The sequence below is a fragment of the Bacillus sp. V3B genome, from assembly GCF_024494465.1.
Classification (GTDB): domain Bacteria; phylum Bacillota; class Bacilli; order Bacillales; family Cytobacillaceae; genus Bacillus_BD.
Window position 1 is genome coordinate 391,959 of the sequence record NZ_JAETXM010000001.1, and the last position, 15,069, is coordinate 407,027.

15 protein-coding genes are annotated in these 15,069 nt (G+C 37.1%); 14 read left to right on the plus strand and 1 reads right to left on the minus strand.

The window, feature by feature from the left end; translation table 11 throughout:
- Positions 1-4: 4 nt before the first annotated feature.
- The 14 genes from accC (at position 5) to JMM81_RS02040 (ending at position 14,557) form a co-directional block, all read left to right on the plus strand.
- Positions 5-1,363, plus strand: a complete 1,359-nt coding sequence (accC, locus tag JMM81_RS01975) for an acetyl-CoA carboxylase biotin carboxylase subunit (RefSeq protein WP_256239822.1) — start codon at positions 5-7, stop codon at positions 1,361-1,363.
- Positions 1,364-1,378: 15 nt separating this feature from the next.
- The gene (locus tag JMM81_RS01980; RefSeq protein ID WP_256239823.1) at positions 1,379-1,786 is read left to right on the plus strand and encodes an Asp23/Gls24 family envelope stress response protein; all 408 of its coding nucleotides are present in this window, start codon (positions 1,379-1,381) and stop codon (positions 1,784-1,786) included.
- 464 nt (positions 1,787-2,250) lie between these two features.
- Positions 2,251-2,661, plus strand: coding sequence for a transcription antitermination factor NusB (gene nusB, locus JMM81_RS01985; protein WP_256239824.1), 411 nt, complete (start codon positions 2,251-2,253; stop codon positions 2,659-2,661).
- 82 nt (positions 2,662-2,743) lie between these two features.
- Positions 2,744-4,087: an exodeoxyribonuclease VII large subunit gene (gene xseA, locus JMM81_RS01990; protein ID WP_305367670.1), complete on the plus strand. Its 1,344-nt coding sequence runs from the start codon at positions 2,744-2,746 to the stop codon at positions 4,085-4,087.
- A gap of 5 nt (positions 4,088-4,092) precedes the next feature.
- Entirely contained in the window at positions 4,093-4,326 is a 234-nt protein-coding gene (gene xseB / locus JMM81_RS01995; protein ID WP_256239825.1) for an exodeoxyribonuclease VII small subunit, read from the plus strand.
- Positions 4,327-5,223 carry a polyprenyl synthetase family protein gene (locus tag JMM81_RS02000; RefSeq protein ID WP_256239826.1) on the plus strand — a complete coding sequence of 299 codons (897 nt, stop codon included), beginning with the start codon at positions 4,327-4,329 and terminating at the stop codon, positions 5,221-5,223.
- 287 nt (positions 5,224-5,510) lie between these two features.
- Complete coding sequence (dxs, locus tag JMM81_RS02005) at positions 5,511-7,403, plus strand: 1-deoxy-D-xylulose-5-phosphate synthase (protein ID WP_256239827.1); 1,893 nt, start codon at positions 5,511-5,513, stop codon at positions 7,401-7,403.
- A gap of 3 nt (positions 7,404-7,406) precedes the next feature.
- Complete coding sequence (locus JMM81_RS02010) at positions 7,407-8,246, plus strand: TlyA family RNA methyltransferase (RefSeq protein ID WP_256239828.1); 840 nt, start codon at positions 7,407-7,409, stop codon at positions 8,244-8,246.
- Positions 8,247-8,337: 91 nt separating this feature from the next.
- Positions 8,338-8,787 (plus strand): transcriptional regulator AhrC/ArgR, encoded by a 450-nt coding sequence (ahrC, locus tag JMM81_RS02015; protein ID WP_256239829.1) that lies wholly within the window; start codon positions 8,338-8,340, stop codon positions 8,785-8,787.
- Between the two features lie 17 nt (positions 8,788-8,804).
- Complete coding sequence (recN, locus tag JMM81_RS02020; RefSeq protein ID WP_256239830.1) at positions 8,805-10,490, plus strand: DNA repair protein RecN; 1,686 nt, start codon at positions 8,805-8,807, stop codon at positions 10,488-10,490.
- A 214-nt stretch (positions 10,491-10,704) separates the two neighbouring features.
- A complete protein-coding gene (spoIVB, locus tag JMM81_RS02025) occupies positions 10,705-11,994 on the plus strand; it encodes a SpoIVB peptidase (RefSeq protein WP_256239831.1) in 1,290 nt (429 codons plus the stop codon).
- 356 nt (positions 11,995-12,350) lie between these two features.
- Positions 12,351-13,142 (plus strand): sporulation transcription factor Spo0A, encoded by a 792-nt coding sequence (spo0A, locus tag JMM81_RS02030; RefSeq protein WP_256239832.1) that lies wholly within the window; start codon positions 12,351-12,353, stop codon positions 13,140-13,142.
- A 156-nt stretch (positions 13,143-13,298) separates the two neighbouring features.
- Positions 13,299-13,463, plus strand: a complete 165-nt coding sequence (locus JMM81_RS02035; protein WP_256239833.1) for a site-specific integrase — start codon at positions 13,299-13,301, stop codon at positions 13,461-13,463.
- 350 nt (positions 13,464-13,813) lie between these two features.
- Positions 13,814-14,557, plus strand: a complete 744-nt coding sequence (locus JMM81_RS02040; protein WP_256239834.1) for a glycerophosphodiester phosphodiesterase — start codon at positions 13,814-13,816, stop codon at positions 14,555-14,557.
- Between the two features lie 136 nt (positions 14,558-14,693).
- Here JMM81_RS02040 and JMM81_RS02045 read toward each other — a convergent pair whose 3' ends face one another.
- Positions 14,694-14,963, minus strand: a complete 270-nt coding sequence (locus JMM81_RS02045) for a DUF2627 domain-containing protein (RefSeq protein WP_256239835.1) — start codon at positions 14,961-14,963, stop codon at positions 14,694-14,696.
- Positions 14,964-15,069 lie beyond the last annotated feature (106 nt).

Here is a 15,069-nt window from a genome sequence, read left to right on the forward strand (position 1 = left end):
TTGAATGATAAAGAAACTGTTGATAGCAAACAGGGGAGAAATTGCCGTAAGGATTATTCGCGCTTGTCGCGAACTTGGAATTGAATCGGTAGCTGTATTTTCAGAAGCTGATAAAGAAGCTCTTCATGTCCAACTAGCGGATGAAGCGTATTGTATCGGTCCGACAGCTTCAAAGGATAGCTACTTAAATTTTACGAACATCATAAGTGTAGCCAATCTTACTGGCTGTGACGCGATTCATCCAGGATATGGTTTTTTGGCAGAGAATGCTGATTTTGCTGAACTATGCCGTGATTGTAATATTATCTTTGTAGGTCCCACTCCTGAAGCCATATCCAAAATGGGCACAAAGGATATTGCTCGTGAAACGATGAGAGAAGCAGGTGTACCGATTGTTCCTGGCTCTAAGGGCATTATTAACACGACTGAGGAAGCCATCGAATTGGCGAATAAGATTGAATATCCTGTCATCATCAAAGCAACAGCAGGTGGCGGTGGAAAAGGAATTCGTGTTGTTCGTAATGAGGCTGAGTTAATAAAGGGAATCAATATTACACAGCAAGAAGCGTTAACGGCGTTTGGAAATCCGGGTGTTTATATAGAGAAGTATATCGAGGATTTCCGTCATGTTGAAATTCAAGTATTAGCTGATAACCTTGGGAATACCATCCATCTAGGAGAAAGAGATTGCTCGATCCAAAGAAGGATGCAAAAACTGTTAGAAGAAAGCCCATCGCCAGCTTTAGACGGAGAAATTCGTGAGGAAATGGGGAATGCTGCTGTAACAGCTGCAAAAGCAGTTAATTATACGGGTGCAGGAACAGTAGAATTTATCTATGATTACCAGAGTCGGAAATTTTATTTTATGGAAATGAATACTCGTATCCAAGTAGAACACCCGGTTACCGAAATGGTTACAGGAACGGATCTCATAAAAGAACAAATTTATGTGGCATCAGGTGAAAAGCTAAGTTTAATTCAAGAAGATGTTACCTTTACAGGATGGTCGATTGAGTGCCGTATTAATGCAGAAAATCCAGAAAAGAATTTTATGCCCTCACCAGGGAAGATTAATATGTACTTAGCACCGGGTGGATTAGGCGTTCGAGTTGATTCAGCTGTATATCCAGGCTATACGATTCCACCATATTATGATTCAATGATTGCAAAAGTTATCACATATGGAAAAACGCGAGATGAAGCTATTTCACGAATGAAAAGAGCATTAAGCGAATTTGTGATTGAAGGCATTCATACGACGATTCCGTTTCATCTTAAATTGCTTAATCATGAAAAATTCGTCAATGGCGAGTTTAATACAAAGTTTTTAGAATTATATGATGTGATGAAATCAGACAAATAAGAGGAGGATATCAAGATGAGCGAAAACAACATTCTAGAAATGAGTGCAGGTAGTAACAATCTTGGTAAAGTAGAAATTGCTCCTGAGGTGATTGAGGTAATCGCGGGAATCGCTGCATCTGAAGTTGAAGGTGTAGCACAAATGAGGGGGAATTTTGCTTCTGGTGTCGTTGAGCGTTTGGGGAAAAAGAATCACGGCAAAGGAGTAAAGGTTGAGCTTTTAGAGGAAGGAATTAAAGTGGATGTGTACTGTGTCATGAAATTTGGCGTCTCTATTCCAAATGTAGCTCAAGGCATCCAAGATAATATCCGTCAAGCACTGTTCGATATGACGGCCTTAGAAACGCTTGAAATCAATATACATGTTGTTGGAATTCAATTTGAAAGCAATCATCCAGAACCAGAGGTTGAAGAAGAGATGTAGACACTAAATACCAAGGACAAAACTGTCTTTGGTATTTTTTTGTGAAAAAAAGGGAATTGAATAGTAAGTGAAATATTTACATTATTTATCCAATCCTATTATAAACACAAATAAAATTCGAAGGAGAGTGCGAATACTTTCGAGATATGCTATTATCGTGTTATGTGAAAATGGACATGATAATATTTATCACGTCTTAACGGGCAGTAAAACCCCACTTATGGAAGTTTCATTTTAAATTCAAATAGGATGAAGACCTTACGTATTTATTATTAAGGCTGTTTTCGCATAGATTGTTGTTTTCCGAATGAATGTCTAAACCCGTATTCATCAAGAGGTCGGGGCATCTTTTCGTCACAATACCTATGTGTTCAATATCAAAATGAGTATTTCGTTTCTATTGATCGTATGAAAAGCAACAAAGTTTACGAAAAGAGCCATTATTAAAGGAGTTATTAAATAATATGAAAAGAAGAACTGCTAGGGAAAAGGCTTTACAGGCTATTTTTCAAATTGATATTAGTCAAACAACAACGGAAGATGCACTTGAGCATGTACTTGAAGGAAATCCGAGTGATCATTATTTAAATCGACTTGTAACTGGAGTGGTTGAGCATATAGAAGCAATCGATGCCCATATAACGAAACATTTAGAAAAATGGACACTTGAACGTCTGGCTCATGTTGATCGTAATCTATTAAGATTATCTGTGTATGAACTTTTATATTGTCAAGATGATGTACCAGTGAATGTGGTCATTGACGAGGCAGTTGAAATTGCAAAGATTTATGGTGATGAGCAATCAAGCAAGTTTATTAACGGTGTCCTTTCTAATGTGAAAAATACTCTACAAGAGTCTTCCCGTGAATCATAATCTTGTAGGGAAGAAAAATCCCCATCGACGGAAGTTTCCTTTATAATAATATAGAGAAAGAGTTCGTTTTAAGGAGTTTGTTATGATGGAGCAACGCTACTTAACGGTCAATGCTTTAACGAAATATATAAAACGAAAATTTGATGTAGATCCCCATTTACAAGGCGTTTTTGTAAAAGGGGAAATTTCAAACTTTAAGCAACATTCAAGTGGACATATGTATTTTACTTTAAAAGATGAGAAGGCAAGAATTTTGGCCGTCATGTTTTCGAGTTACAACCAGAAAATAAAATTCTCCCTTGAAAATGGAATGAAGGTTTTGTTGCGCGGTGATGTGACTTTATATGAACCAAGCGGACAATATCAAATTTATGTAAAAGAAATACAACCGGATGGTATCGGTGATCTTTATTTAGCCTTTGAACAGTTAAAGGAAAAACTCACACGTGAAGGATTATTTGCTGCGGAGGATAAACAAAGTTTATCCAAATTCCCTAATACAGTAGGAGTTGTCACTTCACCAACAGGAGCTGCTGTCCGGGATATTATCACAACGATTAAAAGACGTTATCCCATCGCAAAAGTATTGATCTTCCCAGCTCTTGTCCAAGGGGAGCAAGCAGCACCTTCTATTGTATCTGCGATCAAGCAAGCAAACGAGAGAGAGAATCAGGTTGATACTTTAATTATCGGGCGTGGTGGGGGATCCATTGAAGAATTATGGGCTTTTAATGAAGAAATCGTAGCAAGAGCGATTTATGAATCAGAGGTACCGATTATTTCAGCAGTTGGACATGAAACAGATTTCACAATTGCTGATTTTGTTGCTGATCTTCGGGCACCAACTCCAACAGCAGCTGCTGAACTGGCAGTTCCACATATAGATGAGTGGATAGAACGTGTTTTTACGAGGCAATCTCGTTTAATAAGGGCTATGAAAGAAAAAATTAGCCTACAAAAGAATAAGTTAGGGAGACTTGAAAAGTCCTATGCTTTTCGCTATCCACATCGACTTTATGAGCAGAAATTAGAGCAACTTGATAAAAAGACAGAGCAACTTGTTAACAGTTCACAGAAGCTTTTTTCTGTAAAAATGGAACAATTGGAGCGAGTAGAAAAAAGATTAGGTCGGAACCATCCTGATGCAAAAATTCAAGAAGTAAAGGAATCTTTTGCTAAATCGACAAAGGGATTAACTCGAGCTATGATGTCCATTTTGGCAAAAAAAGAAGCTGATTTTTCAAATCGATTGTCAACGCTTGAGGCACTCAGTCCGTTGAAAATAATGGAACGAGGCTACAGTCTTGCTTATAATGAGAATGATATATTATTAAAAAGTGTAAAACAAGTACAAGTAAAAGAAACAGTTCGCATCAAACTATCTGATGGAGCAATTATATGTGAAGTAACGGATAAAGAGGAGTGAAGCTGATGTCTGAAGAAAAAACAGTAACCTTCGAAGAAGCAATGGAAGAGTTAGAAACCATTGTAGAACGGCTTGAAGAAGGCGATGTTCCTTTAGAAGAAGCCATTTCAATCTATAAAAAGGGAATGGAATATTCAAAGCTTTGTCACGATAAATTGAAAAATGTGGAAGAACAATTGACGCAAATATTGACAGCTGATGGTCATACAGAAACATTTTCCATTCCAGAGGAGGAGTGAATGTTGGCAAGCTCAAAACTAGATGTTTTTTCAAATGAATATAAAGATTTACTTGAAAAACAATTTCGAGTGAGTCTTGATCAATTAGAAGCTCCTGCCATTCTGAAAGAGGCGATGTTGTACTCTCTTGAAGCAGGAGGGAAACGGATTAGACCTCTTTTGTTATTTGCCACGCTTCATGCTTTTGATAAGAATCCTGTCATTGGCTTATATCCAGCAGCTGCAATTGAAATGATCCATACATACTCATTAATTCACGATGATTTACCAAGCATGGATAATGATGATTTAAGAAGGGGAAAACCAACAAATCATAAAGTGTTCGGTGAAGCCAATGCCATATTGGCTGGAGATGCTCTTTTAACCTATAGCTTTCAACTAATGGCAGAAGCACCAGAACCATCCGTTTCATTAAAAGCCAAGCTTGCTTTAATCCAGCTGTTAGCTAAATCATCGGGTCCAGAAGGAATGGTTGGTGGGCAGGTTGCGGATATGCTTGGGGAACAGAAGGATTTAAATTTGCATGATCTAGAGTATATTCATGTTCATAAAACAGGGAAATTATTAACTTGCAGTGTAATGGCTGGGGCTATTATTGCTGATGTCAGTGAAGAACAGATGGGACATTTACAACAATTCTCCTATCATTTAGGATTGGCTTTTCAAATTCGTGATGACCTTCTTGATGTGGACGGTGATGAGAGTTTACTTGGTAAACCAGTTGGAAGTGATGAGGGGAATCATAAAACAACGTACCCAGCACTGTTAGGCATTGATGAAGCAAAGGAAGCTCTTAAGAATCATATCATGTTAGCTAAACAACATCTCACGAAAACAGGTGCTCGTACAGAGTTACTTGAAGACATAACAGACGTTGTTGCAAAAAGAAATTATTAATCATGTTTAATCTAGAAAATAGATTATGTATGATAAAGATACCGTTATCACGCTTTATGTGTTAGCGGTTCTTTTTTCAACATGAGAAAATGTATAGGATGCTGAACAGAAAGCGTTTGGAAAATCCATTGTGATAAGGTAATCTAAAGTTATGTTGAAATAGCTAGAAGGGTGACAATGCTTTCCCTTTTAGGGGTGTACAGTTAGACATTCTCTTAATGGATCGTCCACTGATGTGAGAGTGTATTTTGTGAATAAATAGAAATGAAAGTGAGTGATCCAACCGAATGGATCTTTTAGATATTAAGGACCCCTCGTTTTTAAAAGAACTGTCCATGAATGAATTGGAGAACCTAAGTAAAGAGATTCGCCAGTTTTTAATTGGTAAGCTTTCTGTAACAGGAGGTCACATTGGACCAAATCTAGGAGTTGTTGAGTTAACCATTGCCCTTCATAAAAGCTTTGATAGTCCGAATGATAAAATCATTTGGGATGTTGGCCATCAATCGTATGTTCATAAAATTTTGACGGGGAGGGCAAGAGAATTTGATTCCTTGCGTCAATATAAAGGATTGAGTGGATTCCCAAAAATGGCTGAAAGTGAGCATGATGTTTGGGAGACAGGTCATAGCTCAACCTCTTTATCTGCTGCTATGGGAATGGCGATTGCCCGAGATTTAAAGAAGGAAAAATCGTTTATCCTCCCTGTCATCGGGGACGGAGCACTTACGGGTGGAATGGCACTGGAAGCATTAAATCATATTGGCGATGAGAAGAAAAATATGATCGTGATTTTAAATGATAATGAAATGTCAATTGCCCCCAATGTTGGTGCTCTTCATAGTGTCCTTGGTCGATTGCGTACAGCTGGCAAGTATCAGTGGGCAAAGGAAGAATTAGAAATGCTATTGAAGAAGATTCCTGCTGTAGGTGGAAAACTGGCTTCAACCGCAGAACGGGTTAAAGATAGTTTGAAATACTTATTGGTATCAGGAGTCTTTTTTGAAGAAATGGGATTTACTTATCTAGGACCTGTTGATGGGCATAACTATGAAGACTTATTTGACAATTTAAATTATGCGAAGAAAACAGAAGGACCTATTTTACTTCATGTCATCACAAAAAAAGGGAAAGGCTATGACCCCGCTGAAAGTGACCGAACGGGTAGTTGGCATGGAACTGGACCTTACAAAATTGAAACAGGTGATTTTGTTAAACCTGTTCACTCGCCACCTGCTTGGAGTAAGCTTGTTAGCGAAACAGTGAGAAGGTTAGCAAGAGAAGATGCTCGAATTGTAGCGATTACACCTGCTATGCCTGTCGGTTCGAAGCTTGAAGGCTTTGCGAGTGAGTTTCCTAATCGAATGTACGATGTAGGGATTGCTGAACAACATGCAGCCACAGTAGCAGCAGGACTTGCAACACAAAAAATGAAACCATTTTTGGCTATTTATTCAACTTTTTTACAGCGAGCATATGATCAAGTTGTACATGATATTTGTCGTCAAAATTTAAATGTCTTTATTGGAATTGATCGGGCAGGACTTGTCGGTGCAGATGGAGAAACCCATCATGGTGTATTCGATATTGCCTTTTTACGACATCTACCTAATATGGTGATTATGACGCCAAAGGATGAAAATGAGGGCCAGCATATGGTTTACACCGCTACTCAATATGATGATGGTCCGATCGCTATGCGTTTTCCACGTGGAAATGGACTGGGTGTTCCATTAGATGAGACACTTAAGGAAATTCCAATTGGAACATGGGAAGTATTGAAAGAGGGTCATGATGCGGCCATTTTAACATTTGGAACGACGATTCCGATGGCTATGGAAGCTGCAGCACTATTAGAAAAGCAGGGTAATTCGGTTAAAGTAATTAATGCGCGTTTTATTAAACCATTAGATCGGGCATTACTAACATCATTATTCCAATTAAATATTCCGCTGTTGACTATTGAAGAAGCCGTTCTTCAAGGCGGTTTTGGAAGTGCTGTTCTAGAGTTTGCTCATGGTAACGGATTCCATCATACGGAAATTAGTTGTATGGGGATTCCTGATCAATTTATTGAACACGGAAGTGTTAAGGAGTTATGGAAAGAAATTGGTTTAACAACAAAAGAAGTGGTAAAGAAAATTAATAAAATGGTCATAAAAAAACAAAAAAGGGCATGAAAAATGAAAAGTAAGAAAGAACGCGTAGATGTTTTATTAGTAGAGCAGGGCTTGTTTGAAACAAGAGAGAAAGCAAAGCGAGCTGTTATGGCTGGAATCATTTATAGTAATGAAACTCGTTTAGATAAACCTGGAGAAAAAATTCCTTCTGATTCCATGCTCAAGGTAAAGGGAAAAACACTTCCCTATGTGAGTAGGGGAGGTCTTAAGTTAGAAAAGGCTTTAAACGTTTTTGACGTGGATATAAAAGATAAGATTTTATTGGATATAGGGGCTTCCACAGGAGGGTTTACAGATTGTGCCCTCCAAAATGGAGCATCCATGTCGTATGCACTGGATGTTGGGTATAATCAATTAGCATGGAAGCTTAGGCAGGATGAACGAGTCGTGGTCATGGAAAGGACAAACTTTCGCTATGTAACGCCAAGTGATTTAGATGGTAGAATGCCGAATTTTGCTTCCATTGACGTATCCTTTATTTCCTTGAAGCTCATTCTCCCAGTATTGAAAACCTTATTAGTACCAGGTAGCGATGTTGTAGCACTTATTAAGCCACAATTTGAAGCCGGTCGTGAGCAGGTAGGAAAAAAAGGGATTGTGAGAGATCCGAAAGTTCATGAAAAGGTCATTGAAACGATGATCGATTATTCACTGCAATTGGGTTATGATGTGAAAAATTTGTCTTTCTCACCGATTACAGGTGGAGAAGGGAATATTGAATTTCTTATTCATTTGTTTTGGGCTGAGGAAAAAGAAGAAGGGATGAACGACTTAACGGTAACCCCAGTAGAAATCGTTCAAACTGCCCATATGGAGTTAAAAACAAAAGAAAAAGAAGAATAAGGTAAAGTATTCTTCTAATTGAGAAAAGTGGAAATATAGGCTAAGATAGAAAGAGATAGTTTGTTCGGTATCGGGTATATGAGGTGAGAAAATGACGAAAGGTCAACGACATATAAAGATTCGTGACATTATAGCCAACAATGAGATAGAGACACAGGATGACTTAGTATCTACATTAAAGAATGCAGGGTACAATGTAACACAAGCAACCGTGTCACGAGATATAAAAGAACTCCATTTAATAAAGGTACCCTTATCAGACGGACGATATAAATATAGTCTCCCCGCTGATCAACGATTTAACCCGTTACAAAAGCTGAAAAGAAATTTGATGGACGCCTTTGTTCGAATCGATGCTGCAGGACACCTTCTCGTGATGAAAACATTACCAGGAAACGCGATGGCGATTGCAGCCTTAATCGATAATTTAGATTGGGACGATATATTAGGGACCGTTAGTGGGGATGACACAATTTTAGTCATTTGTCGAACGGAAGAGGATACAGAAATAGTTTCAAATCGTTTTCTTGAATTGCTTTAAAAAAGAGGTGGATAGTTATGCTAAGTGAATTATCGGTTAAAAACTTTGCGATCATTGAAGCTCTTTCCATTTCATTTGAGAAAGGATTAACGGTTTTAACTGGAGAAACTGGTGCGGGGAAATCCATTATTATCGATTCTATTCATTTACTCGTTGGTGGAAGAGGTTCTTCAGATTTTGTCCGGCATGGAGAAGCTCGGGCAGAAATTGAAGGGCTTTTTCTGCTTGAAAAACCGAGTCATCCCGTATTTTCAAAAGCGAAAGAATTTGGTATTGAGATTGAAGATGCAATGATTGTACTCAGACGAGAGATTTCTAAAAGTGGTAAAAGTGTCTGCCGAATAAATGGAAAGCTTGTAACAACTTCAACTTTACGAGAAATTGGAGGTACACTTGTTGATATCCATGGACAGCATGAGCACCAAGAATTAATGGATGAGTCTAGACATTTATCTCTTTTAGATCAGTATGGGAAAAGTCGTATCGTTACAGCACTAGCTGAATATAGAAAAATTTATCATGCTTACGAACAAACCGTGCGGAAATTAAAAAGTTTAAATGAAAATGAACAACAAATGGCCCATAGACTTGATTTAATTCAATTTCAACTTTCAGAAATTCAGCAGGCAAATTTAAAAATAAATGAAGATGAGATACTGTTAGAAGAAAAAAAGCAACTTTCTAATTTTGAACGTATTTATGAGGCCATCCAAGCTAGTTATAATGCTCTTCAAGGTGAACATAAGGGGCTAGATTGGATTAGTCTTGCAATGGGTCAAATGGAAGGTGCATCTGAGTTGAGCGAAAACTATAAAGAGTTAGCAGAATCGGTTTCGAATAGTTATTATTTATTGGAGGATGTGGCCCAATCCTTACGTACCGAGTTAGACAATCTTGAATATAATCCTGGGAGATTAAATGAGATTGAAGATCGATTGAATGAAATCAATCAGTTGAAACGTAAATACGGACATTCAATTCCAGAGATCGTAGAATATGGTGCAAAAATTGAAGAAGAGTTGGAAACGCTACAAAATAAAGAAACACATATCGATCAGCTGCAAAAAGAGCTATTATCATTAAAAAAGGATTTGATGATTGAAGGAAATGAGCTCACTAATTTACGAAAAAAATTAGCCGAAAAGCTGACAGATGCCATTCATAGTGAATTACAAGAGCTATATATGCAAAAAACAGTCTTTGAAGTGAATTTTAATAGTGGAGAAAATTTTATTTCAAAAAGCGGTTTAGATATGGTTGAATTTTACATAACGACAAACCCTGGTGAACCATTAAAACCATTATCCAAAATTGCTTCAGGTGGTGAACTTTCTCGAATTATGCTTGCTTTAAAGAGTATTTTTTCAAAGCATCAAGAAGTTACCTCCATCATATTTGATGAAGTAGATACGGGTGTAAGTGGAAGAGTTGCACAGGCGATTGCCGAAAAAATTCATAAAGTTTCATCTGATTCCCAAGTCCTTTGCATCTCGCATCTACCACAAGTGGCTGCGATGGCAGATACTCATTTATATATTGCAAAAGCAACGAAAGATGGTCGAACGAAAACAACGGTTACACCACTTACCGAAGAAGAAAAAATTGGAGAAATTGGGCGTATGATTTCAGGTGTTGAAATAACCGATTTAACGAAGGAACATGCAAAAGAACTTCTCCATTTAGCACATAATAGTAAAGCATAAAAAACCTCTGAAGCCTTATTGGGTTTCAGAGGTTTTTTATGCTTTTTAAAGGAAATAAAACCCTGTTTAAAGGAAGTTTCGCTTTATACTGCGATATATTTCCTTAGTGTACAGTTTTTTTATTGATGGTTCAGTTATAAATGTGCTGCTTGCAGGCAAAATTAAAGATGTAGCCATTTAGACGGTTTGACTAGAAGCGAGGAGAGTGAATGTTTTGAATAAAGACTTCTTAAGAAAACTAATTGGTGGAATTCTCCTTGTTTCATTAATTGCTATATGTTTTGTAAAACCAATTCAGGAATACTTTGATATTCCCAATCATATAACTCTTTTTGAAGGACAACAGATCGATATGCCTAAAGTTGTACAAGCATCAGCTTCGTTGTCTTCAGATAATTCTATTGTTGCCCTTAGTCAAGATCATCAGTCAGTGTCTCTGCATGCAAAAGAACAAGGGAAAAATGAAATGTTTTTAGAACTTGCTGGTTTTCCAGTCAAAAAAGTTGATGTAAATGTATTAAAGGATTTTAAAGTGATTCCAGGTGGACAATCTATTGGGGTAAAGTTGAATACAGTAGGAGTCCTTGTAGTAGGACACCATCAAGTGTCAACAAATGAAGGAAAAGTATCTCCTGGTGAGTTAGCCGGTATTCAAATTGGCGATATTATTACTGAAATTAACGGAAATAAAATTGAGAAAATGTCAGATGTAGCTCCATTTGTTCAAGAGTCAGGCAAATTAAATCAGCCACTAAAAATCATTGTAACAAGGGAAAGTGGGAAGGTTGAAACTGAATTAATGCCACAAAAAGAAAAGGATGAAGAAAATTTCAAGCTTGGATTGTATATTCGTGATTCTGCAGCTGGAATCGGTACAATGACTTTTTATCATCCACAATCGAAAAAGTATGGTGCATTGGGGCATGTTATTTCAGATATGGATACAAAAAAGCCAATTGTAGTTGATGATGGTCAAATCGTAAGATCAACTGTAACATCCATTGAAAAAGGAAGTAATGGAAATCCAGGTGAAAAATTAGCTCGTTTTTCTTCAGATAAAGAAGTAATTGGAAATATAAAACGAAACAGTCCGTATGGAATCTTTGGTGAGTTAAAACATGGTATCCAAAATGGAGTTATGGATAAGGCTCTGCCAATTGCTTTATCACACCAAGTAAAAGAAGGTCCTGCACAAATTTTAACTGTTGTTGAAGATGATGAAGTGAAATTGTTTGATATTGAAATTGTCAGCACAATTCCGCAAAAATTCCCAGCAACAAAGGGAATGGTCATTAAAGTCACCGATCCCGATTTACTAGGTACGACAGGTGGAATTGTTCAAGGAATGAGTGGAAGTCCAATCATACAAGATGGAAAAGTGATTGGAGCCGTCACACATGTATTTGTAAATGATCCAACCTCGGGCTATGGTGTCCACTTAGAATGGATGTTAAATGAGGCAGGGATTGATATATATGAGAAGTCACAAGAAAAGGCATCTTAGAAACATGCGAAAAGACGGGACATTTACCCGTCTTTTTCCTTGGTTAGGGAAGGTTAGATCAAAATTATTGTACCTTAGTACCTTGCTTAAAGATTATTCGACAAATATAATATAAATATATATCCTAAAGAAGAAAAAAGTCGAAAACAGGAGAAAACAGGAGAAAAGTAATGGTTTTATTGATTTATTTAGAAAAATTAAAAAAACAAAAGGATTTTCGGTTGCATTGTCGAATTTCTCCTTTAGAATATAATATAGATATATTGAAAAATCGTCGGAAAAAGACTTTGTTAAACAAAGTTAAATAAAATATTATGTAGTAACGGGAAGAACTAGGGAAGAGGAGGAAACAAATAGTGAAAAAAATTAAAGTATGTGTAGTAGATGATAATCGTGAACTTGTTCAACTGTTGGAGGAGTTCTTAGATTCTCAAGAGGATATAGAAGTGGCTGGAGTGGCACATAATGGTCAAGATTGCATTGAGATGCTTGAAAACATAAGTCCTGATGTTCTTGTCCTTGATATTATCATGCCACATTTAGATGGGCTTGCTGTGCTGGGGAAATTAAGAGAAATGAATAAACAGCCAATGCCAAATGTGATTATGTTGACTGCCTTTGGACAGGAAGATGTAACGAAAAAAGCAGTGGATTTAGGGGCATCTTATTTTATCTTAAAACCATTTGATATGGATCATTTAGCGAGTCATATTCGTCAAGTAAGCGGTCAATCTAGTTCGGTGTTAAGGAAATCTACGGTAGGTTACCGTTCTCAGACAGAGGCAGCAAAACCGAAAAATTTAGATGCAAGTATTACAAGTATTATTCATGAAATCGGGGTTCCTGCCCATATTAAAGGATATATGTATTTACGGGAAGCCATCTCAATGGTGTACAACGATATTGAATTGCTTGGCTCAATTACAAAAGTGCTGTATCCAGATATCGCAAAAAAATTCAACACAACCGCTAGTCGAGTTGAACGTGCGATTCGCCATGCGATTGAAGTAGCATGGAGCAGGGGAAATATTGAATCTATTTCTTCCTTATTTGGCTACACAGTGAGTATGTCAAAAGCAAAGCCGACGAATTCTGAATTCATCGCCATGGTAGCGGATAAATTACGTTTAGAACATCGCGCTTCTTGAGAGTAGGCGTGGAGGGGGTTTGTGGTTATTGTTAAGCCAACTAATTCCTCTAAAACCAACTTTTTGTTCGGATTTAAGCCAATAAACTTTTACCATCTCACCCGATAAATCATTTGATTTATTGGGTTTTGTATTTGTTGGAATGGGGAGCTTAAAATGAAATTATCTGAACTAGAGTTTCACCTTGAAGACTTTTTATTGTATTGTCAAAGTAAAAACTTGTCACCCAAAACACTATCATCTTACGAACAGTCTTTAAAGTTATTTCTAGCCTGTTTGAAAGCGGAGCATGGGGCAGAAGATGTTCAACGTGTAAGATAGGTCATATACGTCAATATGTGGCTTATGTTAAATATACCGTAGTCTCAATAAAGAAGCATCCAAGACTATAAATCATCCTCAAAACCGAAGGGATTACAAGAAACCAGTTTCCATTGAGGCGTTTTTTGGTTTTTCAATAGAACCACTTTTCTATTCTTCTCCATATTAAATTTGCCTATGAGCAACAGAGTAGATAAGTTTGAAACCTATAAAGACATATTCTTTTTCTTTCTAATCTTCTAAAATTCTGCATAAGTATATGATATAAATAAGAAAAATGGTTTAAATAGATAGCTTCTGTTTACTGTTTTATTCTATTTCGTCCATTTCAGTTAAAGGAAGTGGTTACAATGACATTAATCTTTGCCCACCGTGGTTATTCGGCTCTTTATCCAGAAAACACGATGTTGGCTTTTAGAAAGGCAGAAGAGGCAGGGGCAGATGGAATTGAACTCGATGTTCAATTATCGAAAGATGGTGAAGTAGTCGTTATTCATGATGAAAAGGTGAATCGTACGACAAATGGAAGTGGGTTCGTGACAGATCTAACTTTTAAGGAACTCAAAAGACTGAACGCAGGCTACAACGTCAAAACGAATATTAAAAAGCAAACGATCCCCTCGTTAAGAGAGGTGCTAGAATGGATGACCACGAATCGGATAACTTGTAATATTGAATTGAAAAATGGAGTTTTTCGTTATCAAGGAATGGAAGAAAAAGTCGTTCAACTTATTCGTGAATATGAGTTATCCCATCGAATCATCCTTTCTTCTTTTAATCATTATAGTATTGTTCACTGTTACCGGATTGCTTCAGAGATCGAAATGGCTCCGCTCATTGGACAAGGAATGTATATGCCATGGGTGTATGCAGAAGCCATTCAGGCGAAAGGAATACATCCGAAATTCAAAGCGATCACAGATGAAGTGGTAAAGCAATCACTTGAACAAGGGGTTGCCGTTAGACCATATACTATTAACAGTGAAAAAGATATGGTTCATGCTTTTAAACTAGGCTGTACCGCCTTTATGACAGATGATCCTATTCGAGCACTGCGACTACGTGAGCGAATGTTTAAAGATCATACACGGTAACAGAATGTGATCCTAAAAAAATAAGCCTAACCTATAAGGTGTTACGACCCTACAAACTAATCCCGGTCAAGATGAGATAATCATCCTTTTGATTTTAGCGGTTATTGTGGGGTCTGACACCTTTTTGGGGTCGGCTTTATTTTATATTCTCTACATTCTCTACTTGTTCATCCTCAGTCTGAAATCGAGATTGTACTTTCTTCCTTTTTTTATCCCGATGAAAAATAAATCCAGCAACAAACCAAAGGCCCATTAAAAACATCAATAATCCAGTAAGAAACTGTAACCAAAGAAAGGGAAAAGGGTTTTGTAAGATCCCAAACACCATATCTCTCATCAATTTCACACCCAGTGCAGCAAAAACGCCAGGTATTAATAAAATTACCAGTGCTATGATTCTGATCATACGGAAGGCCCCTTTGTTAAATAAGTATATAAAGATGATAAAACATTAAGAATATTTGTCAAGAAAGATGATAAGCTTTACAATAGTAGTACGAAAAAAACTTCAA

Bases quoted from the DNA above. Each gene is read 5' to 3' on its own strand.
- dxs (WP_256239827.1), top strand. From the start codon at position 5,511: ATGGATCTTTTAGATATTAAGGACCCCTCGTTTTTAAAAGAACTGTCC.
- JMM81_RS02000 (WP_256239826.1), top strand. From the start codon at position 4,327: ATGTTGGCAAGCTCAAAACTAGATGTTTTTTCAAATGAATATAAAGAT.
- JMM81_RS02010 (WP_256239828.1), top strand. From the start codon at position 7,407: ATGAAAAGTAAGAAAGAACGCGTAGATGTTTTATTAGTAGAGCAGGGC.
- recN (WP_256239830.1), top strand. From the start codon at position 8,805: ATGCTAAGTGAATTATCGGTTAAAAACTTTGCGATCATTGAAGCTCTT.
- nusB (WP_256239824.1), top strand. From the start codon at position 2,251: ATGAAAAGAAGAACTGCTAGGGAAAAGGCTTTACAGGCTATTTTTCAA.
- JMM81_RS02040 (WP_256239834.1), top strand. From the start codon at position 13,814: ATGACATTAATCTTTGCCCACCGTGGTTATTCGGCTCTTTATCCAGAA.
- xseB (WP_256239825.1), top strand. From the start codon at position 4,093: ATGTCTGAAGAAAAAACAGTAACCTTCGAAGAAGCAATGGAAGAGTTA.
- JMM81_RS01980 (WP_256239823.1), top strand. From the start codon at position 1,379: ATGAGCGAAAACAACATTCTAGAAATGAGTGCAGGTAGTAACAATCTT.
- xseA (WP_305367670.1), top strand. From the start codon at position 2,744: ATGATGGAGCAACGCTACTTAACGGTCAATGCTTTAACGAAATATATA.
- JMM81_RS02035 (WP_256239833.1), top strand. From the start codon at position 13,299: ATGAAATTATCTGAACTAGAGTTTCACCTTGAAGACTTTTTATTGTAT.
- accC (WP_256239822.1), top strand. From the start codon at position 5: ATGATAAAGAAACTGTTGATAGCAAACAGGGGAGAAATTGCCGTAAGG.
- JMM81_RS02045 (WP_256239835.1), bottom strand. From the start codon at position 14,963: ATGATCAGAATCATAGCACTGGTAATTTTATTAATACCTGGCGTTTTT.
- ahrC (WP_256239829.1), top strand. From the start codon at position 8,338: ATGACGAAAGGTCAACGACATATAAAGATTCGTGACATTATAGCCAAC.